Source organism: Cereibacter azotoformans, from assembly GCF_021391315.1.
Taxonomy (GTDB): domain Bacteria; phylum Pseudomonadota; class Alphaproteobacteria; order Rhodobacterales; family Rhodobacteraceae; genus Cereibacter_A; species Cereibacter_A azotoformans.
In genome coordinates this window covers 494,607-519,778 of the sequence record NZ_CP090022.1, presented here as the reverse complement: position 1 = coordinate 519,778, position 25,172 = coordinate 494,607, and the positions used below count along the sequence as shown (strand labels likewise).

Annotated in this window: 26 protein-coding genes and 1 tRNA gene; 9 read left to right on the top strand and 18 right to left on the bottom strand. The window is 68.5% G+C overall.

Going from position 1 to position 25,172, the window contains the following annotated elements; all coding sequences use genetic code 11:
* Positions 1-54: 54 nt before the first annotated feature.
* From LV780_RS17605 to LV780_RS17585, 5 genes are all read left to right on the top strand, one after another.
* The gene (locus LV780_RS17605; RefSeq protein ID WP_011910542.1) at positions 55-456 is read left to right on the top strand and encodes a VOC family protein; all 402 of its coding nucleotides are present in this window, start codon (positions 55-57) and stop codon (positions 454-456) included.
* Positions 453-950, top strand: a complete 498-nt coding sequence (locus LV780_RS17600; RefSeq protein ID WP_108221249.1) for a VOC family protein — start codon at positions 453-455, stop codon at positions 948-950. The genes LV780_RS17605 and LV780_RS17600 overlap by 4 nt, the downstream gene beginning before the upstream one ends.
* Positions 947-1,660, top strand: a complete 714-nt coding sequence (locus LV780_RS17595; protein WP_108221250.1) for a DUF1428 domain-containing protein — start codon at positions 947-949, stop codon at positions 1,658-1,660. The genes LV780_RS17600 and LV780_RS17595 overlap by 4 nt, the downstream gene beginning before the upstream one ends.
* Positions 1,661-1,670: 10 nt before the next feature.
* Positions 1,671-2,111, top strand: a complete 441-nt coding sequence (locus LV780_RS17590; RefSeq protein WP_108221251.1) for an SRPBCC family protein — start codon at positions 1,671-1,673, stop codon at positions 2,109-2,111.
* A 153-nt stretch (positions 2,112-2,264) separates the two neighbouring features.
* Positions 2,265-2,504, top strand: coding sequence for a hypothetical protein (locus LV780_RS17585; RefSeq protein ID WP_044249281.1), 240 nt, complete (start codon positions 2,265-2,267; stop codon positions 2,502-2,504).
* A gap of 47 nt (positions 2,505-2,551) precedes the next feature.
* Here LV780_RS17585 and LV780_RS17580 read toward each other — a convergent pair whose 3' ends face one another.
* The 5 genes from LV780_RS17580 to LV780_RS17560 form a co-directional block, all read right to left on the bottom strand.
* Positions 2,552-3,214: an aspartate/glutamate racemase family protein gene (locus LV780_RS17580; RefSeq protein WP_108221252.1), complete on the bottom strand. Its 663-nt coding sequence runs from the start codon at positions 3,212-3,214 to the stop codon at positions 2,552-2,554.
* Positions 3,215-4,051, bottom strand: coding sequence for an ABC transporter permease (locus LV780_RS17575; protein WP_108221253.1), 837 nt, complete (start codon positions 4,049-4,051; stop codon positions 3,215-3,217). It lies immediately after the preceding gene.
* 2 nt (positions 4,052-4,053) lie between these two features.
* Positions 4,054-4,917, bottom strand: a complete 864-nt coding sequence (locus LV780_RS17570) for an ABC transporter permease (protein WP_108221254.1) — start codon at positions 4,915-4,917, stop codon at positions 4,054-4,056.
* Positions 4,918-4,996: 79 nt separating this feature from the next.
* A complete protein-coding gene (locus tag LV780_RS17565; protein ID WP_011910549.1) occupies positions 4,997-6,262 on the bottom strand; it encodes an ABC transporter substrate-binding protein in 1,266 nt (421 codons plus the stop codon).
* Between the two features lie 25 nt (positions 6,263-6,287).
* Entirely contained in the window at positions 6,288-7,265 is a 978-nt protein-coding gene (locus tag LV780_RS17560) for an ABC transporter ATP-binding protein (protein ID WP_108221255.1), read from the bottom strand.
* 227 nt (positions 7,266-7,492) lie between these two features.
* Between LV780_RS17560 and LV780_RS17555 the strand changes: the two genes are divergently transcribed.
* Together LV780_RS17555 and LV780_RS17550 are read left to right on the top strand one after the other, a co-directional pair.
* Positions 7,493-8,185 carry a GntR family transcriptional regulator gene (locus LV780_RS17555; protein ID WP_011910551.1) on the top strand — a complete coding sequence of 231 codons (693 nt, stop codon included), beginning with the start codon at positions 7,493-7,495 and terminating at the stop codon, positions 8,183-8,185.
* Positions 8,182-8,976: a GNAT family N-acetyltransferase gene (locus tag LV780_RS17550; RefSeq protein ID WP_108221256.1), complete on the top strand. Its 795-nt coding sequence runs from the start codon at positions 8,182-8,184 to the stop codon at positions 8,974-8,976. The genes LV780_RS17555 and LV780_RS17550 overlap by 4 nt, the downstream gene beginning before the upstream one ends.
* A 1-nt stretch (position 8,977) precedes the next feature.
* Here LV780_RS17550 and LV780_RS17545 read toward each other — a convergent pair whose 3' ends face one another.
* The 3 genes from LV780_RS17545 to argH form a co-directional block, all read right to left on the bottom strand.
* Positions 8,978-10,423: a tryptophanase gene (locus tag LV780_RS17545; RefSeq protein WP_108221257.1), complete on the bottom strand. Its 1,446-nt coding sequence runs from the start codon at positions 10,421-10,423 to the stop codon at positions 8,978-8,980.
* Positions 10,424-10,579: 156 nt separating this feature from the next.
* On the bottom strand, positions 10,580-11,593 hold the full coding sequence (locus LV780_RS17540) for an SIS domain-containing protein (protein ID WP_108221258.1): 1,014 nt from the start codon (positions 11,591-11,593) through the stop codon (positions 10,580-10,582).
* A gap of 67 nt (positions 11,594-11,660) precedes the next feature.
* Positions 11,661-13,223 carry an argininosuccinate lyase gene (gene argH, locus LV780_RS17535; RefSeq protein ID WP_181318506.1) on the bottom strand — a complete coding sequence of 521 codons (1,563 nt, stop codon included), beginning with the start codon at positions 13,221-13,223 and terminating at the stop codon, positions 11,661-11,663.
* A 226-nt stretch (positions 13,224-13,449) separates the two neighbouring features.
* On the opposite strand from argH, the gene LV780_RS17530 reads away from it, so the two are divergent.
* Both LV780_RS17530 and LV780_RS17525 read left to right on the top strand, forming a co-directional pair.
* Complete coding sequence (locus tag LV780_RS17530) at positions 13,450-14,445, top strand: asparaginase (RefSeq protein WP_108221259.1); 996 nt, start codon at positions 13,450-13,452, stop codon at positions 14,443-14,445.
* A 21-nt stretch (positions 14,446-14,466) separates the two neighbouring features.
* Entirely contained in the window at positions 14,467-15,189 is a 723-nt protein-coding gene (locus LV780_RS17525; protein WP_108221260.1) for a GntR family transcriptional regulator, read from the top strand.
* Here LV780_RS17525 and LV780_RS17520 read toward each other — a convergent pair.
* From LV780_RS17520 to LV780_RS17475, 10 genes are all read right to left on the bottom strand, one after another.
* Positions 15,170-16,294 carry an ABC transporter ATP-binding protein gene (locus LV780_RS17520; protein WP_101339860.1) on the bottom strand — a complete coding sequence of 375 codons (1,125 nt, stop codon included), beginning with the start codon at positions 16,292-16,294 and terminating at the stop codon, positions 15,170-15,172. The two genes, LV780_RS17525 and LV780_RS17520, sit on opposite strands and share 20 nt — an antisense overlap.
* Before the next feature lie 31 nt (positions 16,295-16,325).
* Positions 16,326-17,735, bottom strand: coding sequence for an NAD(P)/FAD-dependent oxidoreductase (locus tag LV780_RS17515; RefSeq protein ID WP_108221261.1), 1,410 nt, complete (start codon positions 17,733-17,735; stop codon positions 16,326-16,328).
* Complete coding sequence (locus LV780_RS17510) at positions 17,716-18,588, bottom strand: PfkB family carbohydrate kinase (RefSeq protein ID WP_233864199.1); 873 nt, start codon at positions 18,586-18,588, stop codon at positions 17,716-17,718. Before LV780_RS17510 ends, LV780_RS17515 begins: the two co-directional genes overlap by 20 nt.
* 2 nt (positions 18,589-18,590) lie before the next feature.
* A complete protein-coding gene (locus LV780_RS17505) occupies positions 18,591-19,451 on the bottom strand; it encodes a sugar phosphate isomerase/epimerase family protein (RefSeq protein ID WP_108221263.1) in 861 nt (286 codons plus the stop codon).
* Positions 19,448-20,293, bottom strand: a complete 846-nt coding sequence (locus LV780_RS17500) for a carbohydrate ABC transporter permease (RefSeq protein WP_108221264.1) — start codon at positions 20,291-20,293, stop codon at positions 19,448-19,450. The genes LV780_RS17505 and LV780_RS17500 overlap by 4 nt, the downstream gene beginning before the upstream one ends.
* Positions 20,290-21,255 carry a carbohydrate ABC transporter permease gene (locus LV780_RS17495; protein ID WP_101339864.1) on the bottom strand — a complete coding sequence of 322 codons (966 nt, stop codon included), beginning with the start codon at positions 21,253-21,255 and terminating at the stop codon, positions 20,290-20,292. The genes LV780_RS17500 and LV780_RS17495 overlap by 4 nt, the downstream gene beginning before the upstream one ends.
* Positions 21,255-22,568, bottom strand: coding sequence for an ABC transporter substrate-binding protein (locus LV780_RS17490; protein WP_108221265.1), 1,314 nt, complete (start codon positions 22,566-22,568; stop codon positions 21,255-21,257). Before LV780_RS17490 ends, LV780_RS17495 begins: the two co-directional genes overlap by 1 nt.
* A gap of 40 nt (positions 22,569-22,608) precedes the next feature.
* Positions 22,609-23,535 carry a glucosamine-fructose-6-phosphate aminotransferase gene (locus LV780_RS17485; protein ID WP_233864009.1) on the bottom strand — a complete coding sequence of 309 codons (927 nt, stop codon included), beginning with the start codon at positions 23,533-23,535 and terminating at the stop codon, positions 22,609-22,611.
* Positions 23,536-23,661: 126 nt separating this feature from the next.
* Positions 23,662-24,723 carry a LacI family DNA-binding transcriptional regulator gene (locus LV780_RS17480; protein WP_011910566.1) on the bottom strand — a complete coding sequence of 354 codons (1,062 nt, stop codon included), beginning with the start codon at positions 24,721-24,723 and terminating at the stop codon, positions 23,662-23,664.
* Between the two features lie 246 nt (positions 24,724-24,969).
* Positions 24,970-25,044, bottom strand: a tRNA-Gly gene (locus LV780_RS17475).
* Positions 25,045-25,172 lie beyond the last annotated feature (128 nt).

Genomic DNA, 25,172 nt, shown 5'->3' with positions numbered 1-25,172 from the left:
ATGTTTGATACCAAAGTAATGAGGCACGGGCAATGCGTGCCTGCGGGAGGAATGATGACAGATGCCAGCCTGATGCGGGGAGTGATCCCCTACCTTTCGATGGGCGGTCGCGGGGCCGAGGCCTGCGACTTCTGGTCCCGTGCCTTCGGCGCAGAGGATCTCGGCCGGATGCCCATGCCCGACGGACAGCCGGGGCTGATGCATGCGCAGGTCGCGATCAATGGCGGCGCGCTGATGCTGACCGACCACGGCGGCAGCGGCCCCGCGGCGGGCTTCGGGCATCTGCAACTGGTCGTGGAGGACGGCCGCGGCTGGTGGGATCGGGCCGTTGAGGCCGGTTGCCGCATCGTCGCCCCCTACGAGCGTCAGTTCTGGGGCGACGACTGGGGGCTGCTCGAGGATCCGTTCGGCTTCAAGTGGGCGGTCCTGCAGCCGGGCGAGGCGAACGCGCCATGATCCCCAAGGCCACGCTCTGCCTCTGGTTCGACCGCGATGCCGAAGAGGCCGCCCGCTTCTACGCCGAGACCTTTCCCGACAGCCATCTCGGGTCGGTGCACCGCGCGCCCGCCGACTACCCGTCCGGGCGGAAGGGCGACGTGCTGACGGTGCAGTTCACCGTCTGCGGCCTGCCCTGCCTCGGGCTGAACGGCGGGCCGGCCTTTCCCCAGACCGAGGCCTTCTCGTTCCAGATCATGACCGAGGATCAGGCCGAGACCGACCGGCTCTGGAACGCCATCATCGCCAACGGCGGCCGCGAGAGTGACTGCGGCTGGTGCAAGGACCGCTGGGGGATGAACTGGCAGATCACCCCGCGCGTGCTGACCGAGGCCCTGGTGGCGGGCGGCGAGGAGGGGCGCCGCGCCTTCGAGGCCATGATGACCATGAGAAAGATCGACGTCGCCGCCATCGAAGCCGCCCGACGCGGCGCATCACAGGAGGAGCATCCATGACCTGCATCACCGGATTTGTCGGCGCCGTGCCCACCGGAAACCGCCAGGCCTTCATCGAGCACGCCCGTCTCGCCGCCGAGGGCTTCCGCGACCACGGCCTGTCGGATGCCGTCGAATGCTGGGGCGAGGACGTGCCCGACGGCAAGGTGACGTCGTTCCCGCTGGCGGTTCAGGCCCGCCCGGACGAGACGGTGATCTTCTCGTGGTATCGCTGGCCCTCGAAGGCCGCGCAGGACGAGGGGATGCGGCGCGCGATGGAGGATCCGCGCCTGAACGCCGAGACGAACCCGATGCCCTTCGATGGCCAACGGGTGATCTGGGGCAGCTTCGAGCCGCTGTTCGAGGTGGGCGCTCCGCAGGCCGGCGGCTATTTCGATGGCTTCGTGATCCCGGTTCCCAGGGACAAGCGCGAGGCCTTCCGCGCCTTCGCCTCGGCCTGCGATCCGATCTTTGTCGAACATGGCGCGGTCTGGATCGTCGAGGCATGGGAACTCGAGGTGCCCGACGGCAAGCTGACCGACTTCCGCCGCGCCGTGGCGGCCACCCCCGACGAGGCCATCGTCTTCTCGTGGGTCCAGTGGCCCGACGCCACGGTGCGCGGGGCGGCCAATGCGCGGGTCATGGACGACCCGCGCATGGCGGCACTCGACTGTCCGTTCGACATGAAGCGGGTGATCTGGGGCGGCTTTTCCCCCGTGATCCAGACCTGAGGCGGCCGACATGCCCCATGACCTCACCCTGATCCGTGTGCTGCGCGCACCCCCGGTGCGCGTCTGGCGCGCGCTGACCGACGCGGCCGCCATCGTCAAGTGGAACCCACCGGACGGCTATGTCTGCGAGATCGAGACGCTCGATCTGCGCGAGGGCGGCCGGTTCCGCATGTCCTTCCGCAACCTTGCCACGGGCGAGGCCCACGGCTTCAGCGGCTCCTACCGCGAGGTGGTGCCCGAGGAACGTCTCGTGGCGAGCGATCTGTTCGATGAACCGAGCCTGCCGGGCGAAATCCAGACCGGCTACCGCCTGCGGCAGGTCTCGGCCGGCACCGAACTGACCGTGGAACAGACCGGCCTGCCCGACGCAATCCCGCCCGAGGCCTGCCGCATCGGATGGCAGCAGAGCCTCGAGCTTCTGGCCCGCCTGGTCGAGGCCCGCACGGAATGAAGCCCCGACGGCGGGCCCGGAACTGCCTTCGGCAGACAAGGGCCCGCCAGAGCGGAAGCCCATCTTTTTCCGAAGCGCGGCCGAGGGAATTGCAGCCGCCCCCTCGACCTGACGCGATCGCGCCCCAAGTTATCTGTCTTTGAGGAGAACCGTATGAATCGGATTCCGACAGCGCGTGCAGTCTTCGAGGGCTTTCTGCAGGGTACGGACCACCGCCCCGACGAGCCCCGGCTTGCGCCGCAACAGAAGCGGACATCGAAGGAACTTCAAGCCGAGCGCACCACCGAAGCCGCGCGGCTCCGCGTGGAGAGTGAGCGGGAGGAGCGGGCCCTCAAGACTCGCAGGCTCGCCGAGGTACGGCGTCGGAAGGAGAGCGAGGCGGGCCCCCGCTGACGCTCCGGCCGAACCGGCGGACGTGGCCTCTGCGCGCCGCTCCGGGCTCAGGCCATCCCTGCGCGGGCGGCCACGAGGGCCGGGGCCAGATGCGCCGCCGCCGCCACCCCGTCGATCAGCGCGAGACCGGACAGCGGCGCGAGCCTGCGCGCAAGGGGCGCCATGCCCGCACATCCCAGCACGGCCGCACTGACGCCGTCTTCCGCCTCGGCGGCGGCCAGCTCGGCGGCCAGCCGGGCCAGCGTGGCGGGGGCCGCCGCCTCGACCTCGAGCACGGCGAGCCCTGAGGCACGGACACGCGCGCATCCTGCCGCGAACCCGTAGCCCGCGAGGTTCTCCTCGATCACCGGCACCGAAACCGGCAGGGTCGTCACCACCGAGAAGCGATGGCCGAGAAGCGCCGCCATGTGGAAGGCGGCCTGCCCGATCCCGATCACCGGGCAATGGGCCGCCGCACGCACCTCGGCCAGCCCCGTATCGTCGAAGCAGGCCAGCACGATGCAGTCCGCGCCCGCCTCGGCGGCGCGCGGCAGCAGGGCAAGCAGACCGGCCACCGCCGCCGCACCGTCCTCGGGGCCCTGGATCGCGGGCGGGCCGTCCAGGTTGGTCCAGCCGATGATATCAAGATCCGGTGCCGCGATGCGGGCGACCTCGACCACGCCATCGGTCATCGAGGCCGTCGAGTTCGGGTTGATGTAGAGCAGTCGCACTCAGACCCCCTTGCCCGCGTCCGAGCCGGCGCGCGCCCGCCGCCGCCCCAGAACCGAGACGATGACGAGGAAGACCGCGATCACCCCGAAGGAAAAGACGGTGGTCAGCGTGCCCAGCGCGAAGATCACCGGCGTCGTGACGTTGGTGGTCATCCCGTAGATCTCGAGCGGCAGGGTGTTCCGGCTTCCCGAGGTCAGCAGCGTGCGCGCGAACTCGTCGTAGCTCAGCGTGAAGCCGAAGAGGGCGACCCCGATCAGCGAAGGCGCGATGATGGGCAGCACGACATGCCGGACGGTCTGCCAGGCGTTGGCGCCCTGGTCGCGCGCGGCTTCCTCGTAGGCGGGATCGAAGCGGTTGAAGACCGCAAACATGATCAGAAGGCCGAAGGGCAGGGTCCAGGTCAGCTGCGCGCCAAAGCCCGAACCCGCCCAGTGCACCGGCAGCCCCGCCTGCGAGAAGATCAGCCCCACCCCCAGCGACACGAGGATCGAGGGGATCACGAGGCTCGCCACCACCAGCTGGAACAGAAGGGCCGAGCCGGCGAACCTCTTTCGGAAGGCCAGCCCGCCCATGACCGACACCACGACGGTCGTCACCATGACCATGAGGCCCAGGAGAAGCGACCGCCCGAAGGCGCCCCAGATGTCGCCCACCGCCTGTTGCTGGAACAGGTCGCGGAACCAGTGCAGCGAGGCGCCACGCATCGGGAAGGTCAGACCCCCCTCCGGCCCCTGAAAGCTCAGGATCGCGATGGTGATCGTCGGGCCGTAGAGGAACAGCAGGAACAGGCCGAAGATGGCGGCGAGGATGTAGAAGGACCGCGGGCGGGGCTCCATGGTCAAAGCTCCTTCCGGATATCGACGAGGCGCAGGAGCGCCGAGATGGTCAGGAGCACCGTGACCAGCAGCACGACCGCGGTGGCCGAGGCCGAGGGATATTGCAGCAGCGCGATGTCGTTCGAGATCAGCCGCCCCACGTTCGCCGCCTGTGAACCGGACATGAAGCGCACGGTGATGAAGTCGCCCATCACCAGCGTGATGACGAAGATCGAGCCGATCATGATGCCGGGCTTGGTCAGCGGCAGGATCACGTTCCACAGCGTCTGGACGCCCGTGGCGCCGGCGTCGGTCGCGGCCTCGATCAGGTTCCGGTCGATCCGCATCATCGTGTTGAAGATCGGCACCACCATGAACAGCGTGTAGAGGTGGACGAAGGCAAGGATCACCGAGAAATCCGAGAAGAGCAGCCACTCCAGCGGCTCGTCGATCACCCCCCACGAGATGAGGGTCGAGTTCGCGATCCCGTTCCTCCCGAGGAAGGGGATCCACGAGATCATGCGGATGATGTTCGAGGTCCAGAACGGGATGGTGCAGAGCAGGAACAGCGTTGTCTGCCACGTCCGGCTGCGGACGTGGAAGGCGAGGAAATAGGCCACCGTGAAGCCCAGAACCAGCGTCACGGCCCAGGTGATGGCGGCATATTTGAAGGTGTTCAGGAACACCCGGTAGGTCACGGGCGAGCCGAACAGGAACTCGTAATTCTCGAAGGAGAAGGCCGGGACGATGGAAAATTCCGTGGCTGTCCAGAAGCTGACGACAATGATCATCAGGATCGGCAGCACGAGGAAGGCCGCCAGCACGAAGGCCAGCGGCGAGGCGAGAAGCCACCCCGTCACGTTCGGCGATGTCAGGAGCCGCTGCATCTTGTCTCCGCTGGCTGGATGGCCCCTCCGCCGGATGGGCGGAAGGGGGGATGCGGACCCCCTCGGGGTCCGCGCCGGATCAGGCGGCGATGAACTCGTTCCACTTGCGGACCATGTACTGGTTCTCGTCCATGACCGCGTTCCAGCAGGCCACCGCGCCCATGCGGTCGTAGAAGGAGCCGCCGTCGCGGACGTCGCCCGCCCCGGCGAGCTTCTCGCCGAAGGGGTTGGTGATGTCGCCCTCGGCCGGCTTGCCCTCGAACCAGTAGCCCCATTCGTCGGGCGACATGAACTCCTTCGAGGTTTCGGGCACCGCGGAGTAGTAGCCCTGCCGCATCAGGAAGCCGCCGACCCAGCCCGAGAGATACCAGTTGATGTATTCATAGGCCGCATCCAGCTCGAGGCCCGAAAGCGACTTCGACAGGCCGATGCCGCCGCCCCACGAGCGGTAGCCCTCCTTCAGGGGCTGGTAGACGCAAGGTATGCCACGCGACTTGACGGCGGTGATGGCGGGCGACCACATCGACTGGATGACGACCTCGCCGGAGGCCATCAGGTTCACGCTCTCGTCGAAGGTCTTCCAGAAGGCGCGGAACTGGCCGTTGCGCTTGGCCTCGGTGAAGATCGCCATGGTGCGGTCGATCTCGTCGCGGGTCATGTTGCCTTTGTCGCCATACTGGATCTCGCCCATCGCCTCGCAGACCATCGCGGCATCCATGATGCCGATGGACGAGATGTCGAGGATCGAGGCCTTGCCCTTGAACTCGGGGTTCAGAAGCTCGGTCCAGCTTTCGATCGGGCGGCCGATCAGGTCGGGGCGGATGCCCAGCGTGTCGGCGTTGTAGATCGTGGGGATCAGCGTCATCCAGCCCGACTCTTCGGCCACGAAGTCGGTGCCGCCCGGACCCGAGGTGAAGCCCACGGTATGCGGCGCGGTGCCCTGGGCGATGGTCGACTCGGGCGTCAGCTTGCCCGAGCGGAAGATGCCCACGATCTTGTCGTAGTTCTTGATCTTCGAGGTATCCATCGCCTGAAGGTTGCCGGTCGGCCAGACCTTCTTGCAGATCCAGTATTCGATGTCGGCGATGTCGAAGCTGTCGGGCTGGGTCGCCGCGCGCTGGGTCACCGCATCCGAATCCAGCGCGGTCATCGTCAGGGTGAAGCCGAGGTCCTCCTTCACCTTCTGCGCCACCTCGTTGAGGTTCGACACGCCGGTGCCGAACTGGCGCAAGGTCACGTTCCGGATCTCCTGCGCCCAGATCATCGGCGCCGGAAAGGCCGAGGCGACGGCGGTCGCGGCGGCGCCCTTCAGGAGCGTCCGCCGGCTGTAGTGGTTCTTCTTCATGGATGTTCCCTCTGTTGGACCTGGGTCATGCGTGAAGGCGGTGCAGCCGCCCCTCGTCCCACGACAGGCGGACAGCCTCGCCGGGGTTTTTCGGTTGCTCGAAGAAGGCGGCTTCGGGGATCAGCGCCACGATCTCCTGATCGCCCACCGCCCGCACCGTCAGCGCGACGTGGGCGCCCTGATATTCGACGGCCTGCACCACGCCCTCCTGCCCGGCAGGATCAAGACGGATCTCGTCGCAGCGGATGGCGAAGCGACCGTGAGGCAGGCCGATGACATTGTGGCCGCCCATGAAGCGGGCGACGAACTCGGTTCGCGGCGCGTTGAACACCTCGCGCGCGGGGCCGGCCTGCTCGATCCTCGCGTCGTTCATCACCACGACCTCGTCGGCCAGGGCCAGCGCCTCGTCCTGGCCGTGGGTGACATGGATGAACGAGATCCCCAGCTCGCGCTGCAGCCGCTTCAGCTCGGCCCGCATGCGGATGCGCAGGAACGGATCGAGCGCCGAGAGCGGCTCGTCCAGAAGCAGCACCTGCGGCCCGGTGATCAGCGCCCGCGCCAGCGCCACGCGCTGCTGCTGACCGCCCGAAAGCTGGGCCGGCAGGCGGTCGCCATAGCGGGCCATGTCCACCAGTTCGAGCATCCCGGCCGCCTTGGCCCGCCGCTCGGCCGCGGCGATGCCCTTCATCTTCAGGCTGAAGGCCACATTGTCCGTCACGGACAGATGCGGGAACAGAGCATAGTTCTGGAACATCATCGCCGTGCCGCGCCGCGCCGGGGGCAACCCCGTCACATCCTTGCCCGAGAGCAGGATCGAGCCTTCGCTCACCGTCTCGTGCCCCGCGATCATCCGCAGCGTCGAGGACTTGCCGCAGCCCGACGGCCCCAGCAGGCAGACGTAGCTTCCGCCGCGGAACAGGTGGCTCACATCCTCCACCGCGACCGCAGACGTCCCATACCGCTTCGTCACATGAACCAGTTCAAGATCGTGTCCGCCGCGCATGCCACCCTCGCCGATGCCTTCCGCAAGCCTGAACCAGCGTGGAACGTCGGGCCAAACGCCACGGTGTCACGGACGGGGCGGAAACTGCGCCTGCACAAACTTTCGGCGATCACATGCGCAACACGGTCGGATCCGGTGCGAAGTTGTATACAATCTTGTTCGCAGCCGCCCCGGGCTTGCCGCCCGTGCGACATGGCGCGAGGAATCGGGCGAGGAGCATGAACGCCATGAGCGACACCAGACAGATCCAGTCCGGCAGCAGCGACACGGTGGCCGAGCGGCTGGCACTCGCCATCCACGAGCACCGGCTGCAACCGGGTACCAAGCTCTCGGAGGACGAGGTGGGCGAGATCTTCGGAGTGAGCCGCACGGTCGTCCGTGCGGCCCTCCAGCAGCTTTCGCACGAACGGCTCGTGACGCTGCGGCGCAACCGCGGCGCCTATGTGGCGCAGCCCTCGGTCCGCGAGGCGCGCGAGGTGTTCGAGGCCCGCTCGCTGCTCGAGCCGCGCACGGCCCGCTCGGCGGCCGAACGGACCACGGCCGAGGACATCGCCCGCCTGCAACGCCACATCGACGCCGAGCATACGGCGCTCGACGCTGGCGATCCCGGCCGCGCGCTGCGTCTGTCGGGCCTGTTCCATATCGAGATCGCGCGCATCGCCGATCAGGACACGATCCGCGACTTCATCACCCAACTCGTTGCGCGATCGTCGCTGATCATCGCGCTCTACTGGCAGCGCCGGGCCGCGCTGTGCGAAAGCCATGCCCACCACGCGCTGCTCAGGGCGCTCGAGGTCCGGGACGGCGCCCATGCGGAAGAGCTGATGAAGGGCCACCTGCTCGACCTCGTCTCATCGCTGGACCTGCGCCGCCCGGCCCCGCCCGCCCATTCGCTCAAGGAGGCTCTGGACCGCCCATGATCCGCAGGATGACGCTGCCCGACCTGACCCGCGTGCTCGGCTGGGCCGCCGACGAGGGATGGAACCCGGGGAACGACGATGCCGCGGCCTTCCTCGCGGCGGACCCGGACGGCTTCTTCCTGCATGAAGAGGCCGGAGAGCCCGTCGCCGCCATCTCGGTGGTGAACCATGACGAGCGGACGGCCTTTCTGGGCCTCTATATCTGCCGTCCCGAGTGGCGCGGGCGCGGGATCGGGCTGGCGCTCTGGGCTCATGCGCTGGCCCATGCCGAGGCGCGCACCGTAGGTCTCGACGGGGTGGCGGCGCAGCAGGCCAATTACGCCCGGTCGGGGTTCGTGCGGGCGGGGGCGACGCTGCGGCTGGAGGGACGGCTTGCGGGCGAGCCCCTGCCCGAGGCGATCGACCCGCGCCCGCTGATCGCGCTGGACCGTGCGGCGAACGGATATGACCGGACGGCGTTTCTCGCCGCCTGGCTCGCGCCGACGGCCACCCGCCGGACCGTGGTCCACGGCAACGGGTTCGCCACCGGCCGGCTCTGCCAGAGAGGATGCAAGATCGGGCCCGTGGTCGCCTCCGATCCCGCGACGGCCCTCGATCTGATCCGCGGCGCCGCCGCCGCGGTCGAATGCGAGGAGGTGATCGTGGATGTCCCGGACACCAATCCGGCGCTGATCGCCGCGCTGGAGGCGCTGGGGTTCCGTGAGACCTTCCGCACCGCGCGGATGTATCGCGGCCCCGCGCCCGTGGCGGGGCCGACGCTTCAGGCAACCGGGACGCTGGAACTCGGGTGAGTTACAGGCTGTCGCCGAAGTCCGCGCGGAACCGCGCCGCCAGCTTCTGCTGCCAGTCGCCCACGGGATCCAGGCGACCGTAGAAGAAGCGCAGGATCTCGGGCTCTTCCACGAAGACCAGACCGCCCACGAGGTCGCGGTTCCGGTACAGCCAGTCGAGCCGGTCGATGGCGTATTTCACCTGGCTCAGCGTGAAGACCCGGCGCGGCATGGCCAGACGCAGCAGTTCCATGTTGGAATAGACCTCGGTCCCGTCCGGGTTGCGCTGCTCGGAAAGCGAGCCGCGCTCCATCCCTCGGATGCCCGAGGCGATGTAAAGCGCCGAGGCCAGCGCCCCCGCCGGATACTGCGACTGCGGGACATGCGGCAGGAAACGCATCACGTCGATGTGGCAGCCAAGGCCCCCTGCGGGGGTGATCACCGGCACCCCGCGCTTTACGAGTTCATTGACCATGTATTCGATGAACAGCGGCCCCTGGCTGATCATGTCGGTGTCCATGGTCTCTTCGAGCCCCACGGTCAGCGCCTCGATCTCGCGCACCGACATGCCGCCGTAGGTGAGGAAGCCCTCGTAGAGCGGCACCAGCACGCGCATCTTGCGATAGAGATCCTCGCTGCGGATGCAGATCGCGCCGCCGCGCGCGCAGCCCAGCTTGCGCGCCGAGAAGTAGATCACGTCGCACAGATCGGCGACCTGCCGGGTGATCTCGGGGATCGAGAGGTCGCGGCAGCTCTCCTCGCGGGTCTTCATGAACCAGAGGTTGTCGGCCAGAAGGCTCGCATCCAGCACGAAGATGAGCCCGTGCGCGTCGCAGACCGTGCGGATCTCGCGCAGGTTCGCCATCGAGATCGGCTGGCCGCCGATCAGGTTCGTGCCGGCCTCCATCCGCACGAAGGCAATGCGGTCGGCTCCGTGGGTGGCCACGAGCCCTTCGAGCTTGCCCACATCCATGTCGCCCTTGAACGGATGGGTGCTGGTGACCTCGAGCCCGCGGTCATGGCAGATCTCTTCGATCGAGCCGCCGTTGAGCACGATATGGGCCTTGGTCGTGGTGAAGTGGTAGTTCATCGGCACGATGGTGCCCGGCTTCACGAGAACCTGGCTCAGGATGTTCTCGCAGGCGCGGCCCTGGTGGGTCGGCAGGATCCACTCCATCCCGAACAGATCGCGCAGCCGGGCCTCGAACCGCTCGTAGGTGGACGAGCCCGCGTAGCTGTCGTCGGCCACCATCATCGCGGCCATCTGCCGGTCGCTCATCGCGTTCACGCCGCTGTCGGTCAGCATGTCCATGAACACGTCGCGGTTCTGCAGCAGGAAGGTGTTGTTGCCCGCCTCGGCAATGGCCCTGAGCCGCTCCTCGATCGGTGCGAGCGTCAGCTTCTGCACCACGCGCACCTTGTGCATCTCGAGCGGGACCGTGTCACCGCCGAAGAACTTCACCGTCATACTCTCCCCCCGGGCCCGAGCCCTTACCGATACCGCCGGAAGGATCGAGCGCGGCCGCCCGCGGATCAACCGCAGCGGGATGCGTCACAAGATCACGCCGCACCGGCCGGTTGAGGTGCGCGGGCGGGAGCAGCCCCGCGCACCGGCTGGCCCGGATCAGTAGGCCACGCGCTTGTAGTAGCGGCGCGTCACCAGCGGGTGATCGCGCATCACCTCGAGATGGGCGCTCAGCCGCTCCATCAGCGTGGCCATCACGGCGGGCGAGATCAGCGCGCGGATCTCGGGCGACAGGCTCCGCGGCAGGTAGTCGGCCGTCGAGATCACGGTGAAGCGGTCGGTGTAGTGCGGGGCGAACTGCGCCACGCGCTCGGCCAGCGGGTCGCACTCATCCTCGCCGCGGAAGAGGACCAGGCTCACCCCCTTCTCGATCAGCTCCAGCGGGCCGTGGAAGAAGTCCGAGGCATGGACCGGCCGCGTGCGGATCCACTGCATCTCCTCGAGGATGCAGGTCGCGTAATAGAGCGCCTCGGGCCACATGTTCCCGGCGCCGGCAAACATGTGATAGTCGGCGCCCGCGATGATGCGCGCATGATCCTCGGCCTTCGGCTCGAAGGCCTTCTTGGCCTCGACCAGCGCCGCGGGCACGGTCTCCAGTTCGGCCACCAGCGCGTCGTAATTGTCGATCTCGCCGCGGGCCTTCAGCACCGACAGGGCCACCAGCAGCGACTGGAGGTAGAAGCTCTCGGACGATGTGTCATCCTCGGCGAAGTTCACCAGCGCCGGGTTCCCGCCCAGCCCCAGCGGCGTGTCGGCGTGGCCCACCAGCGTGATGATCTTCGCGCCGATCTCCTTCAGGCGGTTGAGCATCGCGACGCTCTCCTTGGTCGTGCCGGACAGCGAGGGCATGACCACGATCGACTTGTCGGTCAGGTTCGCCGATCCGGTGAGGACCAGTTCGGCCGGATAGTCCTTGAAGGTCGGAAAGCCCGAGCGGCGATGAAGGAGTTGCACCGCCGGCTCCATCAGATAGGCCACGCCCCCGGTGCCGAGGAAATGCAGGTTCTCGGCACCCGCGGCGATGGCGGCGCCGATCTCGTCGTCGATCCGCGGCGCAAGCGCGACGGCGCCCGACTGGATGCGGAGGAAACGGTCCTCGTCGAAGTTCAGCATGTCTGGTCCTCTTGGTTTCGCCCCGCGGGGCAGGTGTCGGCAGCCCCGCCCACAGGCGGGGAATGAGTCAGTCGCGAAGGGCCGCGACGCGACCGGCAAGGCGGCTCGCGGCCTCGGCCAGCGCGGCCGTCCGCGCCTCGCGCGCACTGGCATCGGCCGAAAGGCGCGCCTCCATCCGGGCGAGCATCGCGGTCACGACCTCGGGCGCGGTGCCGCCCGGCACGGTGCGGGCGCGCACGGCCTCGACCGGGTCCATCCAGCGGCGCAGGCGCTCTTCCGGCAGGTCGAAGCGGCGGCCGATCTCGTCCTCGGCCGCGGCATTCAGCACCTCGACCGTCAGATCCTCCGCCCCGCCGCCGGTGGCGAGCACCCTCTGCACCGCGCGGCCCACGACGTGATGCGCGTCGCGGAACGAGATGCCGAAGTCGCGCACCAGCCCGTCGGCCAGATCCGTCGCGGTCGAGAAATTGGCCTTGCAGCGCTGAAGAAGTTTTTCGGCATCCGGCGTGGCCGTCTCGAGGATCAGCCGCAACAGCGGCAGCGCGGCCCGGAACCGGGCGAAGGCGGGCCAGGCGTCTGCCAGCCCCTCGCGCACGCTGTCGAGACCGATCGAGTAGTTCGACCCCTTCACCGCCGAGAGCGCCCCGGCCAGCGCGCCGATGCTGCGCCCGGCCTCGGCCCGGAAATATTCCAGCGGCAGCATGTTCTTCTTCTGCGGCATGATCGACGAGGTGCCCGCCACCCGGTCGGGAAAGCTCAGCGCACCGAATTCCCAGGTCGTGAAGGTGTAAAGATCCTGCGCCACCCGCGAGAACAGCACCTGCGCGCTGGTGACGGCCCAGAGAAGCTCGGTCACGAAATCGCGCGAGGCGACCGCATCGAGCCCTGGCACGGCCGGGCGGGCAAAGCCCAGAAGCGCCGCCGTCTCGTCGCGGTCGATGGGAAACGAGGTGCCGGCCAGCGCGGCCGAGCCCAGCGGGCAGGCGTCGGCGCGGTCGAGCACCGCCGCCAGACGCTCGTGCTCGCGCTCCATCCCTTGGGCCACGTTGGCCAGGTAATAGCCGAAGGTGATCGGCTGCGCGGGTTGCAGATGCGTGTAGCCCGGCATCACCGTCAGCACATGCCGCCCCGCCGCCTCAAGACAGGCCCGGCGCGTCGCCTCCATCTCGGCAAGCAGCGCAAGGCAGGTCTCGCGCACCGCCATCCGGTCCAGCGTCGCACCGATGTCGTTGCGGCTGCGCCCGACATGCAGCCAGCCCGCCACCCCCCGGCCCGCGATCTGGCCCAGACGGTTCTCGAAGGCGAAGTAGCTGTCCTCGAACTGCGGATCGAGGTCGATGGCGTCCGGCCCCTCGGCCCGGATCGTGGCGACACCGCGCAGCAGGTCGCGGGCGCAGTCGGCCGGGATCACCTCAACGCCGCCGACGCGGATCGTGCCAGACTGGTGCTCTTCGAGGCGGTTGATGCAGCGGATCATGGTGGACTTGCCAGAGCCCGAGGGGCCGCAGACCACGATCCGCTCGCCCGTCGCGACGGAGAAGGTCACGTCCTGCAGCACATGCATCTGGCCGTACCACTTGTTGACACGGTCGAAGGCGATGCCCTGCTCTGTCGCTCCCGTTTGGCCCATCCGCCCCCCGTCGCCGCTGTCGCTAACTTGTCTTACAAGTTTTGGCTTCCTTGACCGCCTTCTGTCAATCCGGTTTCTGAAGCACGTCCCATTTTCATACATAAACTTGATTAATAATAATATTTTCCAAGTTTCCTGCGTGCTTCTTGTAAGACAACATGCACCAAGGCTAGACAGAAAACCATGCCCGGCCGAGTCAGGCAGAGCAGACCCGAGGGAGAACCGGATGACCGAACAGGCGCACATTCCGAAGGTGGCGGTGATCGTGGGCGGCGGCACGCTGACGGCGCTTGCCCACGACCCGTTCGAGATCCGCGACTACGGACAGGCGGGCAGCCTGACCGCGGCCGAACTGATCGCACGCTGCGGCGCGATCTCGGACCGCGTGGCGCTGGTGCCGCTCGACTTCACCCCGCTGCCGAGCTTCGACATGGGGCCTGCGCAGTGGCTCGCGCTCTGCCGGCTCTGCGAGGAGGCGCTGCGGGCAGAGCCGGACCTCGCCGGCTTCGTCCTCACCCACGGCACCGGATCGCTGGAAGAGGCCGCCTTCTTCCTCTCGCTTGTCTGGGATCTGCCGGTGCCGCTGGTGGTGACCGGCGCGCAGCGCCCCGCCTCGGCGCTCGGCAGCGACGGCTACATGAACTTCTTTCAGGCGGCCCGCGTTGCCGCCTGCCCCGAGGCCCGGCCGCAGCGCGTCCTCGTGGTGCTGCATGGCGAGATCCATCGGCCGGCCGAGGTGACCAAGACCCACAATTTCGGCCTCGACAGCTTCCGCTCGCCCGACCTCGGCCCCGTCGGTCTCGTGATCGGCGGCGAGGTGCGCCTCGGGCGCGCTCCCGCGCTCCGCGCGCCGCTGCTCGACTGGCGCGGGATGGGGCCGCTGCCGCGCGTGGACATCCTGCACTGCCACAGCGGCGGCGATGCCTGCGCGATCGAGGCCTTCATCGCCGCCGGCGCGCGCGCCATCGTGGCCGCGGGCTTCGCGCCCGGCTATGCGACCAGCGCCCAGGCCGCGAGGCTCGAGGTATGGATCCGCGATGCGGGCGGCCTTGTCGTCATGGCCTCGCGCGCAGCGGGGTCGGTGGTCGCGACCAGCCGCAACGACGGGCACGGCTTCCTGCCCGCCGGGCGCCATTCGCCGGTCAAGGCGCGGCTGCTTCTGCAGCTCGCGCTGGCCGCCGGACTTGCGCCGGCAGAGATTGCGCGGCAACTGGCATCCTGAACCGGCGAAAGGGACAAGCTCATGGACAGGCCAAGGGAAAGCGGCATCGAGCGATTGCGCAGCGGCATCCTCGAGATGATCCGCGAGCTGGGCCTGTCGTTCGGCGACCGCCTGCCGACCGAGAAGGAGATGGTCGAACGCTTCCAGGTCTCGCGCCCGACCCTGCGCGAGGCGCTGAAGCTTCTGGAGCAGGACGCGATCATCGACGTGCATCAGGGCAAGGGCCGCTTCCTTGCCGCCGGGGCGCTGCTGACCATCGCCCGCCCGATCACCAGATTCGAGAGCGTCTCGCAGATGGTGGCGAGCCACGGCTACACCGCCGAGACGCGGCTGCTGGGCTTCACGACCGTCCCCGCCGATGCCGAGACCGCGCCCCGCCTTGCCGTCCCGGAGGGCACGCCCCTCATCCGCATCGAGCGGCTGCGCAGCAGCGGCGGCCAGCCGCTGGTCTATTCGATCGACTGGCTGCCCAAGGCCCTTGTCGAGGGAACCGAGGCGACCCCGGACTGGAGCGGGTCGCTTGTCGCGCTTCTGGCGGGCGCGGGGCGCGGGCCGGTCGCCTCGACGGCGATGGTCCGCGCCGTGACCCTGCCGCCCGAAGCCGCCCGGCTCCACGGGCTCGAGGAGTTCGGTCCCGCGCTCTTGATCGAGGAGGTCTGCTACGCCGCCGACGGCACCCGGGTGATCTACGCGATGGACCATCACCGGGGCTCGGCCTTCTCGTTCAGCTTCGTGCGGAAGTAGCCGCGTCCAGCTGCCGCTCGGGCGGCTGCTCGCGGGGCCGCAGGCTCTGCCCGTCCGCGCCGAAGAGGTGGAGATTCGCCGGATCGGCCGAAAGCGCGATGGGCGCGCCCGGATGCAGGTCAAGGATGCCCGGAAGCTTGGCGATCAGCGGCTCGGCCAGACCCGCGACCTCGACATGGGCAAGCTGCACCTCACCCAGCTGCTCGAGATAGGAGATCCGCCCGGCAAGAAGCGGTGCGCCTTCGGCCAGACGCAGATCCTCGGGGCGGATGCCGACCTGCACCGTCGCGCCCTGAAGCGCCGCCGAAAGCGGAAAGGGCGCAGCCACCGTGCCGCCGGTGGCAAGGCCGAGCCCCGCGCCCGCGACCTCGGCCGGGATCACGTTCATCGCGGGCGAGCCGATGAACCGCGCGACGAATAGGTTTTCCGGTCGTCGATAGAGCGCGAGCGGCGAGCCCACCTGCTCGATCCGCCCGGCCCGCAGCACCACGATCCGGTCGGCAAGCGTCATCGCCTCGACCTGATCATGGGTCACGTAGATCATCGTCGCGCCCGGCATCGACTGCTTGAGCTTGGCAATCTCGATCCGCGTGGCGACCCGCAGCGCCGCGTCGAGGTTCGACAGCGGCTCGTCGAAGAGGAACACCTTGGGGTCGCGCACGATGGCCCGCCCGATCGCCACCCGCTGCCGCTGTCCACCCGAGAGCGCGCGCGGATAGCGGTCGAGATAGGGCGCCAGCTGCAACACCTCGGCCGCGCGCGTCACCCGGCGCGTGATCTCGTCCTTCTTCATGCCGGCGATCCGCATGCCGAAGGCCATGTTCTCGAACACCGTCATGTGCGGGTAAAGCGCGTAGGACTGGAAGACCATCGCGATCCCCCGGCGCGAGGGGGCCACGTCGTTCATCAGCGCGCCATCGATGCGGAACTCGCCCGAGGTGATGTCCTCGAGCCCGGCGATGGTGCGCAGAAGCGTGGACTTGCCGCAGCCCGACGGGCCGACGAAGACCACGAAGGACCCCGAGGGGATGTCGAGGTCGATGCCGTGAAGCACCTCCATGCCGCCATAGGCCTTGCGCACGTCGCGCAGCGTCAGTTCGGCCATCTCTCTGCCCTTTCCTTGTCCTGCCGGCCCATCAGCGGCCCGGCGTGAGCGACGAGAGCCAGCGCACCAGCGGCCCCGCCGTCCGGTTCCCGATCTCGAGGTCGTTGCGGATGCGGATCGCCCGCCGCACCACCCGCGCGCCCAGCGTGCGGATCGGCTCGGGCGGCAGGACCATACGCCGGTCGAGACCCACGAGGCCGCAGCGGCTCCAGCGGTCGTCCCGCCCTAGCGCGAGGCTGGCAAGGATGCGCCCCGCCACCGGCGTCTGGGCGATGCCCGTGCCGTTGAAGCCCACACCGAACAGGATGTCCGGCTCACCCGGCAGATGGCCGAAGACCGGCAGATGCTCGGCCGAGCAGTCGATCGGGCCGGACCAGTCGGCCGCGATGCGGGCGCCCCGCAACTCGGGATAAACGCGGTGCATCTCGCGCAGATTGTCCTCGCCGCCCCCCGGCCGGCGGTTGAACGCGGCGCCGAAGCGGTTGCCATAGGCCACGTTCCCACTGCCCCGGCCGAAGATCACCCGCCCGCCCGTCGTGCGCTGGTAGTAAAGCACATGGGCCTGCGCGTCGCAGATCGACTCGCCCCCCGTCCAGCCGATCCGGTCGAGCGTGTCGCCCACCGGCTCGGTCGCGATCACCTGACTGTCCACCACATAAAGGTGGCGCCGCAGCGCGGGCAGCGCCGCCGCCCAGGCGTTCGAGGCGATCACCACCTTGCCCGCGCGCAGCACGCCCCGCCCCATGCGCAGCGTGCAGGGCTGGCCCGACGTGATCTCGGCCACCGGGCTTTTCTCGTGGATCACGACCCCGCGCGCCAGCGCCAGCGCCCGCAGCCCCAGCGCAAGCTTCGCCGGCTGCACCGTGCCCGCCCGCGCCTCGAGCACGCCCATGTAGGAGGCGCCCGAGCCGGTCCGGGCCAGGATCTCCTCGCGGCCGATCTCGCGCAGACAGGTCTCGCCCCGCGCGCGGCAGATCGCGGCCGCGGGCTCCCACGCACATTCCTGCGCCCGCGAACTGGCGGTCCAGAGCCAGCCGTCCAGCCTCAGCTCCATGTCGATCGTGCCCGAGGCCTGCAGCCCCGCCAGCTCCTCGATCGCCTCGGCGGTGGCGTGGCAGAGCATCAGGGCCTCGTCCGGTCCCACCAGCCGGGTCAGCAGGTCGATCTCGGCGAACCAGCTGTGGACCTGCCCACCGTTCCGGCCCGAGGCGCCAGCGCCGCAAAAATCGGCCTCGAGGATCGTCACGCGCAGCTCCGGCGCCTGCTCCTTCAGCCGCAGCGCGGTCCAGAGGCCGGTATAGCCGCCACCGACGATGGCCACGTCACACTCGGCCTCGCCCACGAAGGGCTGCGTCGCCGGACCGGCGCCCAGATCCCGCAGCCAGAACGAGCGGTCGCCCTCGGGCGCGATGGTGGGTTGTTCAAGCCTGTGCGTTGCCATCTCGGACCTCTCCCGCCGCGATCACATCGGAATACTTTTCCAGCAGCCACGACGGGATCGAGCGCAGCGGCTGGGGGAACCCGCCCTCGTGCAGGCAGGTGTTGGCGGCCGCGTCCGAGGCACCCCGCAGCGCGTCGGCATCCGCGCGTCCCTCGAGCGCCCAGAGCGCGATGAAACGCGCGATGAAGCTGTCGCCAGCGCCGCAGGTGTCCACGACCTCGATCCGCCGCGCCCGGACCTGCGTGACGCTGCCCCGGTTGTCGAGAAAGGCGCCACGGCTGCCGCAGGTGACGACAGTGCTGATCGCGCCGCGGTCGCGGAACCGCGCCAGCAGCGGCTCGACCGGCTCGGCCGGATCCTCGGGGCCCGAGGCGAAGACCAGCGGCACCCCGGCCAGATCCAGCAGGTCGTGATGCGTCGAGACATCGACCGAGAAGCGCGCGCCCTCGGCCACCAGTCGGCGGACCAGATCGGGCGCGCTGTGGGTGCCCAGATGCACCCAGCGCGCGGCCAGCATGTCGGCCAGCCGCTGACCCTCGGGGACATAGCCAAGGCCCACGCCCAGATCCTCGAGCAGGAAGCGCCGGTCGCCACTGCGTTCCAGCAGCAGCGTGACGGCGGTGCTGCCCTCGCGCCGCTCCATGTCGTCGGGGTTCAGCCCGGTGCGCGCCACGGCTTCGTGGATCGCGTCGCCCTCGGGGTCGTGCCCGATCAGGCCGAAGTAGCGGGCGGGCAGACCCGCGCACGCCCATTGCACCGCGACGTTCAGCGCATTGCCCCCCACCGCCATGCGGTCCTTGGACAGATAGACGTCAAGGCAGTTGTCGCCGACGGCGATCAGCTCGGGCGACATGCTCACGCGGCGGCCTCCCCGGGTTCCAGATGCGGTGCGATGGCCCGCAGGTTGCGGGTCCAGGCCGTCACCGGATCGAGCGCGTAGGAGCCGTCGCCGAAGGGCTCGAAGGTCAGCGTGCCGCCATAGCCCGCGGCCGCCAGCTCGCCCAGCCAGTCCGCGAGCGGCAGCTCGCCGTCACCCCAGACCAGATGCCCCGCCGGGCGCCCGTCCACCACATGCACATGCACCAGCCGCTCGCCGAAGAGCCGCATGTAGTCGCCCACGCTGTCGCCCGCGCAGGCCATCGCCACCAGATCGAGCACCACGTCCATGTTCGCCGCGCCCACCATCCCCATCAGCCGGGCAATGTCGGCGGCGCTCTGGGCAATGTTGCTCTCGACCCGCTGCAGCGGCTCGAGCAGGCAGCGCAGCCCCTGCCCCGCCGCGTGCTCGGCGATCTCGGCCAGCGCCTCGGCCGACCGCTGCCATGCGCGCTCGGCCGGCTCGGTCTCGAAGCCCCGGCCGGGGGTCAGGAACAGGTGCGAGGCACCCAGCTCGGCCGCGATATCGGCCGCGCGGCGAAAGCGGTCGATGCTGGCCCGGCGAAAGGCGTCGTCGCCCGAGGCGATGTTGATCGGATAGACCACCTGCTCGGGCGTGAGGCAGCGCACCGAGAGGCCCTCGCCCGCCAGCACGCGCTTCACCTCGGCCACGCGGGCGGCATCGGCATGGAACAGGTCGAGATGCGGCGCCACGCCCCAAAGCTCGATCCGGCTGAGGCCGAAGCCGCGCATGAGGCGCGCGACCTCGGGGAACGGATAGTGCTGGAAGGCGAAGTTCGACCCGATCAGCTGGCGGGCGGCAAGGCGGGGGCTGCTCATTTCGCCATTCCCTCGGTCAGGCCGCGGATGAAATACCGCTGGGTCAGGAAGAAGATGATGACGATCGGCAGCGCCGAGAGCGTCATGGCGGCGAAGACCTGCGAAAAGTCGGTGCCGTGTTTCGACATCATCGAGGTCAGGCCGACGGGCAGCGTCTGCACGCTGGGGCTGTTGGTGAAGATCATGGCGAAGAGATATTCGTTCCAAGCAAAGAGGATGTGGAGGACGACGCAGGAGACGATGATCGGCCGGCAGAGCGGCAGGATGATCCTGCGGTAGATCTGGCCGGGACTTGCCCCGTCCATCATCGCGGCCTCGTCGAGGTCGCGCGGCAGGTCGAGCATGTAGGCGCGGATCAGGAAGGTGGTGAAGGGCACGCGGAAGGCGGTGTAGAGGATGATCAGCGCCCATTGCGTGTCGTAAAGCCCCAGCGACTGGAGCATCCGCACCAGCGGCACCAGCGCGACTGTCGGGCTCAGCATCATGCCGCCCAGCACGAAGGCGGTGATCAGGGGCTTTGCGGGCATCGCCGTCCGCGTCAGCCCATAGGCCGCGCGGGCCGAGATCAGCACCGTGGCCACGGTCGAGGCGAAGGTGACCAGAAGGCTCGAGATCATGTAGCCCTGCACGCTCCGCCAGGCGGCGAAGTAGTTGTCGAGCGACCAGCTTTGCGGCAGCGCGAAGGGCTGGTCGAAGATCTGGCTGTTCGACTTGAAGCCGCCAAGCGCCATCCAGAGCAGCGGGTACAGGACGATCACCCCTACGGCCAGCAGGAAGGCCCAGAGGAAGGCCCGCCCGATCCCCGGCCAGAAGCCCCGGTCCTGCGAAAGGGCTGCGCTCATGCCATCACCCTCCGCCGCCGCGTGTACCAGAGCTGCAGGATCCCCGTCAGCAGGGTGATCGCGAAGACGACCGAGCCGATGGCCGCGGCATAGCCCATGTCGTTCTGGTTGAAGCCCTGTTCGTAGAGCCAGGTGCCCAGCACCTGGCTCGAATTGTTCGGCCCGCCGCCGGTCATCACCATCACCTCGTTGAAGACCTGGAAGGCGCCGGTCACGGTCACGATGATCATCATGCCGGTCATCTCGCGCGTGAGCGGGAAGGTGATGCTCCACAGCCGCCGGAGCGGCCCCGCTCCGTCCATCCGCGCCGCGTCATAGAGTTCCTGCGGGATCTTCTGGATCGCGATGGTGAAGAGCAGCGTCGAATAGCCGAAGCCCTGCCACTGGCTCATGGCGATGATGGCATAGATCGCCGTGCGCTCGTCGCCGAGCCAGACATGCGACCACTCCTCACGCCCCGCCAGCTTCAGCAGCCCGTCGAGGATGCCGATGTTGGGCTGGTAGATGAAGTAGAACAGAAGCCCCGTGACCGTGGTCGAGATCGCAGAGGGCACGAAATAAAGCGCCCGCCAGAAGTTGCGCCAGCGTTCCGACGCAAGGCCTTCGACGATGGCGGCCAGGCAGAAGGCCGCAAAGACCTGGAAGACGATCGACAGCACCGCATAGGCGCCGTTGTTCCAGAGCGCGCGGCCGATCACCGGATCCTCGGCAAGCCTTCGGTAGTTCTCGAGCCCGACCTGCGTCACCTCTCCGGTGAAGATGTCGTGGTTCGTGGTGCTGACGAAGAAGTTGTTGACGATCGGGTAATAGACGAACCAGCCCACGATGATGAGCGCCACGGCGATCCAGCGCAGCGCCAGCAGCCGGGCGAGGAAGGGGCGCAGCCGCGGCCCCCTCGCTGCCCCGAGGGCGGTGCCGCTGAGGGCGACCCCGCTCTTTCCCATGTCCGCGGACAAACTCATCACTTGGCCGAGGCGGCGGCCTTGCGGACCTCGGCCACGACCTCTTCGGCCGAGACCGTGCCGCCGGCAAAGGCCTGCAGGTTCGACAGCCACGCCGCCGCCACCCGCGGATGGTTCACCGTGTCCAGCCACTGCATGAGATACGAGGCCTCGGCGATATCCTCGAGGCCGCCCACCACAGCCGGGCTCATATCGGCCGGATCGGCGCCGCCGATCACCGCGCTCGGCTGGCCATAGGGCGGGGCCGACAGCACCTTGGCATTGGCCTGCGTCGTCACGAACTTCATGAAATCGAGCGCCAGCGGCACGTTTTCGGATGCGGAGGAGATCATGTAGCCCTCGGGCGCGCCCTCGAGCGCCCTCGGATCGCCCTTGGCCTCCTTCGGCGCGGGCAGCGGGAAGAAGCCGAACTCCTCGGGCGTGAGCTTGGTCGTCGCCGAGGCGGCGTTGTCGAACTCGATGATCTCCTGGTAATACATCGCGGCCTTGCCGTCGCTCAGTTCCTGAATGGCGGTCTGGTAGGAAATGCCGTTCATGCCCGCGCCGATGGTGCAGCGGTCGGCGATCGCCTTGAACTGCTCGAGCGAGGCGACATAGCCGGGATCGGAATAGTCGGCCGTCGCCGGGTCGAAGTCGCGCTCGAGCACCTCCTTCGGCACGTTGTAGGCCAGAAGCTGGCCGAGATAGTGGACCGCCACCCACGGCTCCTTGTTGCCGATCGAGATCGGCGTGATCCCCGCCGCCCGGATCGTGTCGCAGGCCTCGAGCATCTCCTCGAGCGTGGCGGGCTCCGAAATCCCCAGATCGGCGAAGATGGTCTTGTTGTAGCCCATGAACTTCGCATCGAGATAAAGCGGGATGCCGTAATTCTTGCCCTCATAGACAAAGGCGCCGACTGCGGCGGGGGCAAACGTCTTACCCCACTCGGTATCCGGCCCGATCACCGGCGTCAGATCCACCGCCCGCTTGCCGCGCACGAAATTGCCGCCCCAGGTGCCCGTCCACGAGAAGAAGACGTCGGGGATCGAGTTCGAGGCGACGAGCGTCTTGGTCTTGCCCTTGACGCTGTCGTCATCCTCCTGGATCAGCTCGATCTTCACGCCCGGATGCTGCGCCTCATACGCCTTCGCCAGCTCGACGAAATAGGGCGCAAGGCGCTGCATCCCGAACTTGGTCATCACCCTCAGCGTGCCCTCGTGCTCGACCGGGGCCGAGGGATCGGCGACGGCGGTCTGCGCCGTGGCTGCGCCCGCCCACCCGATGGCCGAGATGGCGGCGACGATGGCTGTCATGGACTGCAGGGACCGTTTCATTTCTCTCTCCTGTTGGTGGGCTTCTTGTTGGGGATTGGCGTCAGGCTTCGACGCAGGGTGACGGGACCGGCTCGCCGCTCGGCGCCAGATGCGCGCCGACCCGCCCAAGGAGCGCGGCCAGCACCACCGGCGAGGCAAGCGCCCGCACCTGCGGCGCAAGGCCGGGCAGTTCGGCCGCGGCGGCATCGACCGTCCAGAGCCGGTCGGTGTAGCGCGGAACGAACCTCTCGACCCGCTCGGCCAGCGGACGCAGCGCATCCTCGCCCTTCACGAGCAGAAGGCTCACGCCCGGCTCGACCAGCTCCAGCGTGCCGTGGAAGAAGTCACTGGCGTGAACCGGGCGCGCGCGGATCCTCAGCCGCTTCTCGAGCGTGTCGAGCGCGAATTGATGCGCCACCGGCCAGGCCGAGCCCGGTGCCGTGACGATCAGGTATCTCTCGCCCCGCAGACGCGCGGCCAGCGCCGCCGCCTCGGGATCAAAGGCCCGCACGGCCGCCGGCAGCATCGCCGGCAGACGCGCCAGATCGGCCAGCAGCGCCTCGGCCTCGGGCATCGCGCCGACCTCGGCCAAAAGCGCAAGCGCCATGGCCAGCGCCTGAAGGGCGACGGCTTCGGGCGCGGTGGCCGTCAGGGTGCATGTCGCAACGCCGCTTCGCGCGAGGAAAGCCCCAAGTTCGGGTTTCGGCTCCACAAGCACCGCCAGTGCCCCCGACCCAAGGCCGCACGGCGGCGCCAGCATCAGCTCGTCCGCCGACAAGGCGGCTGCGGGAATGCGCGACCCCCGGCAGATCAGCTGAACTGCCGGCAGCGTCAGAAGCCGCGGACCAGTCGGCGCCACGAAGAAGATCCTGCGCACGCCGCTGTCCAGACAGGCCCGCAGCATCGGACGCGCCTCGCACAGGAAGATCCCGGCGTCGGGCGCAAGGCGAGGGGCGAGAATGTCCGGCTGCTCGGCGGTGGTTGACATGAGACCGATCTCATAACGCTGCAAAAGAAGAGACCGGTCCGGGCGCGCATGGGCTAAGAGACCGATCTCACACGCCACTACTGCACGGCTCTGCCCACCAGGCAAGAGATTATTTCAGGATGCAGGTTAAGTGCAGGCGCGCCGCCCGAAATCTGCCCGCGCGACCGAACCGCGCGCGATCAGCCGCGTCGGAAACCGCACATGGCGCGCCGGCACGTCGCTGCCGCGGATTCGCTCGAGCAGCATCTCGACGGCCAGCGGCCCGATCTGCCCCACCGGCTGCGCCACCACCGTGATCTGCGGATCGGTGAAGGTCGCGAGGTCGAAATCGTCGAACCCGATCAGCGACACGTCGCGCGGCACGGCGAGACCCATCGAGCGCAGCGCCAGCAGCGCCCCCGTCGTCATCAGGCTGTCCACGGTGAAGAGCGCGGTCGGCCGCTCGGGCCGGCTGAAGAGGCGGATCGTGGCGTCGATGGCATGCTCCACCGTCGATTGCGACACCGCGATCAGCCCCTCCTCGACCGGGAGACCCGCCTCGGCCAGCGCGCGCAGATAGCCCTCGCGCCGCTGCCGGGCCGTGGCGATGCGCGACTCGTCATGGATCAGCGCGATCCGCCGATGGCCATTCGCGATCAGCAGGGCGATCGCCTCGCGCGCGCCACCCTCGTTGTCCACCGTGACGCTGTCGCAGTCGATCTCCGGCAATTCGCGGTCGATCAGCACCAGCGGCACCCGCTCGCGCACAAGACGCTGAAGATGCGGATTGTCCCCTTCAGAGGCCGGCGCCACGATCATCCCGCGCACGTTCAGCGCTCGCAGGTTGTCGAGCAGGCTCTGCTCCTGCGCGAGGCTCTCCTCGCTGCTCGCGATGAGCAGGCTGTGTCGGCTCCGCCGCAGCGCCGCGTCGATGTCATGCGCCACGCGGGCGAAGAACGGGTTCTGGATGTCACCCGGCACGAAGCCCACGATCGGCATCTGCCCCTGCCGCAGCGCCTGCGCGATGCGGTTGCCGCGGTAGCCCAGCCGCTCCGCCGCCTCCTGAACCCGGCGCGAAGCCTCGTCGCCGACATAGCCGTATCCGTTCAATGCCCGCGCCGCCGTCGCGCGCGAGACATTGGCGGCGGCGGCGACATCCTTCACGGTGACGGCGCGCTTGACCGCTCGGGGCGGCCGGTCTCCTGACACTGGACTCTCCCCTCGGCAGGCGCGGTCGGACGGTCCGGGCTTACCAGACGAGACGCGCCCTCTTCAAGGCTGGCACCGAATCCGCGGCCGACCCCCGTCGCAGCGTTCAGACCTGTGCCGGAGATGTCGGCCCGGCCTCGCCGCCACGGTCAAAGACGCTTTCCGACCAGAACAGGCGGAAACGGTAGTCGTCAATGTCGGTGAAAGTTGGCTGCTTCCTGCCTTTCGGCCAACAGCCTGATTTACTGGAGCGGGCGATGAGATTCGAACTCACGACCCTTACCTTGGCAAGGTAATGCTCTACCCCTGAGCTACGCCCGCACTCCGTGAGAGGGCTATTAGCGCAGCCGTCCGGCGGCTGCAAGGGATCTTTCGCAAGTTTTTTCGTCCGCACATGCGGCATGGCAACTTTCGCCCGAGACAGCCTGCGGCGGCTCCTTGCGGACCAT

Coding starts and splice junctions, on each gene's coding strand:
- LV780_RS17605 (WP_011910542.1), top strand. CDS start 55: ATGACAGATGCCAGCCTGATGCGGGGAGTGATCCCCTACCTTTCGATG.
- LV780_RS17600 (WP_108221249.1), top strand. CDS start 453: ATGATCCCCAAGGCCACGCTCTGCCTCTGGTTCGACCGCGATGCCGAA.
- LV780_RS17595 (WP_108221250.1), top strand. CDS start 947: ATGACCTGCATCACCGGATTTGTCGGCGCCGTGCCCACCGGAAACCGC.
- LV780_RS17590 (WP_108221251.1), top strand. CDS start 1,671: ATGCCCCATGACCTCACCCTGATCCGTGTGCTGCGCGCACCCCCGGTG.
- LV780_RS17585 (WP_044249281.1), top strand. CDS start 2,265: ATGAATCGGATTCCGACAGCGCGTGCAGTCTTCGAGGGCTTTCTGCAG.
- LV780_RS17575 (WP_108221253.1), bottom strand. CDS start 4,051: ATGGAGCCCCGCCCGCGGTCCTTCTACATCCTCGCCGCCATCTTCGGC.
- LV780_RS17570 (WP_108221254.1), bottom strand. CDS start 4,917: ATGCAGCGGCTCCTGACATCGCCGAACGTGACGGGGTGGCTTCTCGCC.
- LV780_RS17565 (WP_011910549.1), bottom strand. CDS start 6,262: ATGAAGAAGAACCACTACAGCCGGCGGACGCTCCTGAAGGGCGCCGCC.
- LV780_RS17560 (WP_108221255.1), bottom strand. CDS start 7,265: ATGCGCGGCGGACACGATCTTGAACTGGTTCATGTGACGAAGCGGTAT.
- LV780_RS17555 (WP_011910551.1), top strand. CDS start 7,493: ATGAGCGACACCAGACAGATCCAGTCCGGCAGCAGCGACACGGTGGCC.
- LV780_RS17550 (WP_108221256.1), top strand. CDS start 8,182: ATGATCCGCAGGATGACGCTGCCCGACCTGACCCGCGTGCTCGGCTGG.
- LV780_RS17545 (WP_108221257.1), bottom strand. CDS start 10,423: ATGACGGTGAAGTTCTTCGGCGGTGACACGGTCCCGCTCGAGATGCAC.
- LV780_RS17540 (WP_108221258.1), bottom strand. CDS start 11,593: ATGCTGAACTTCGACGAGGACCGTTTCCTCCGCATCCAGTCGGGCGCC.
- argH (WP_181318506.1), bottom strand. CDS start 13,223: ATGGGCCAAACGGGAGCGACAGAGCAGGGCATCGCCTTCGACCGTGTC.
- LV780_RS17530 (WP_108221259.1), top strand. CDS start 13,450: ATGACCGAACAGGCGCACATTCCGAAGGTGGCGGTGATCGTGGGCGGC.
- LV780_RS17525 (WP_108221260.1), top strand. CDS start 14,467: ATGGACAGGCCAAGGGAAAGCGGCATCGAGCGATTGCGCAGCGGCATC.
- LV780_RS17520 (WP_101339860.1), bottom strand. CDS start 16,294: ATGGCCGAACTGACGCTGCGCGACGTGCGCAAGGCCTATGGCGGCATG.
- LV780_RS17515 (WP_108221261.1), bottom strand. CDS start 17,735: ATGGCAACGCACAGGCTTGAACAACCCACCATCGCGCCCGAGGGCGAC.
- LV780_RS17510 (WP_233864199.1), bottom strand. CDS start 18,588: ATGTCGCCCGAGCTGATCGCCGTCGGCGACAACTGCCTTGACGTCTAT.
- LV780_RS17505 (WP_108221263.1), bottom strand. CDS start 19,451: ATGAGCAGCCCCCGCCTTGCCGCCCGCCAGCTGATCGGGTCGAACTTC.
- LV780_RS17500 (WP_108221264.1), bottom strand. CDS start 20,293: ATGAGCGCAGCCCTTTCGCAGGACCGGGGCTTCTGGCCGGGGATCGGG.
- LV780_RS17495 (WP_101339864.1), bottom strand. CDS start 21,255: ATGAGTTTGTCCGCGGACATGGGAAAGAGCGGGGTCGCCCTCAGCGGC.
- LV780_RS17490 (WP_108221265.1), bottom strand. CDS start 22,568: ATGAAACGGTCCCTGCAGTCCATGACAGCCATCGTCGCCGCCATCTCG.
- LV780_RS17485 (WP_233864009.1), bottom strand. CDS start 23,535: ATGTCAACCACCGCCGAGCAGCCGGACATTCTCGCCCCTCGCCTTGCG.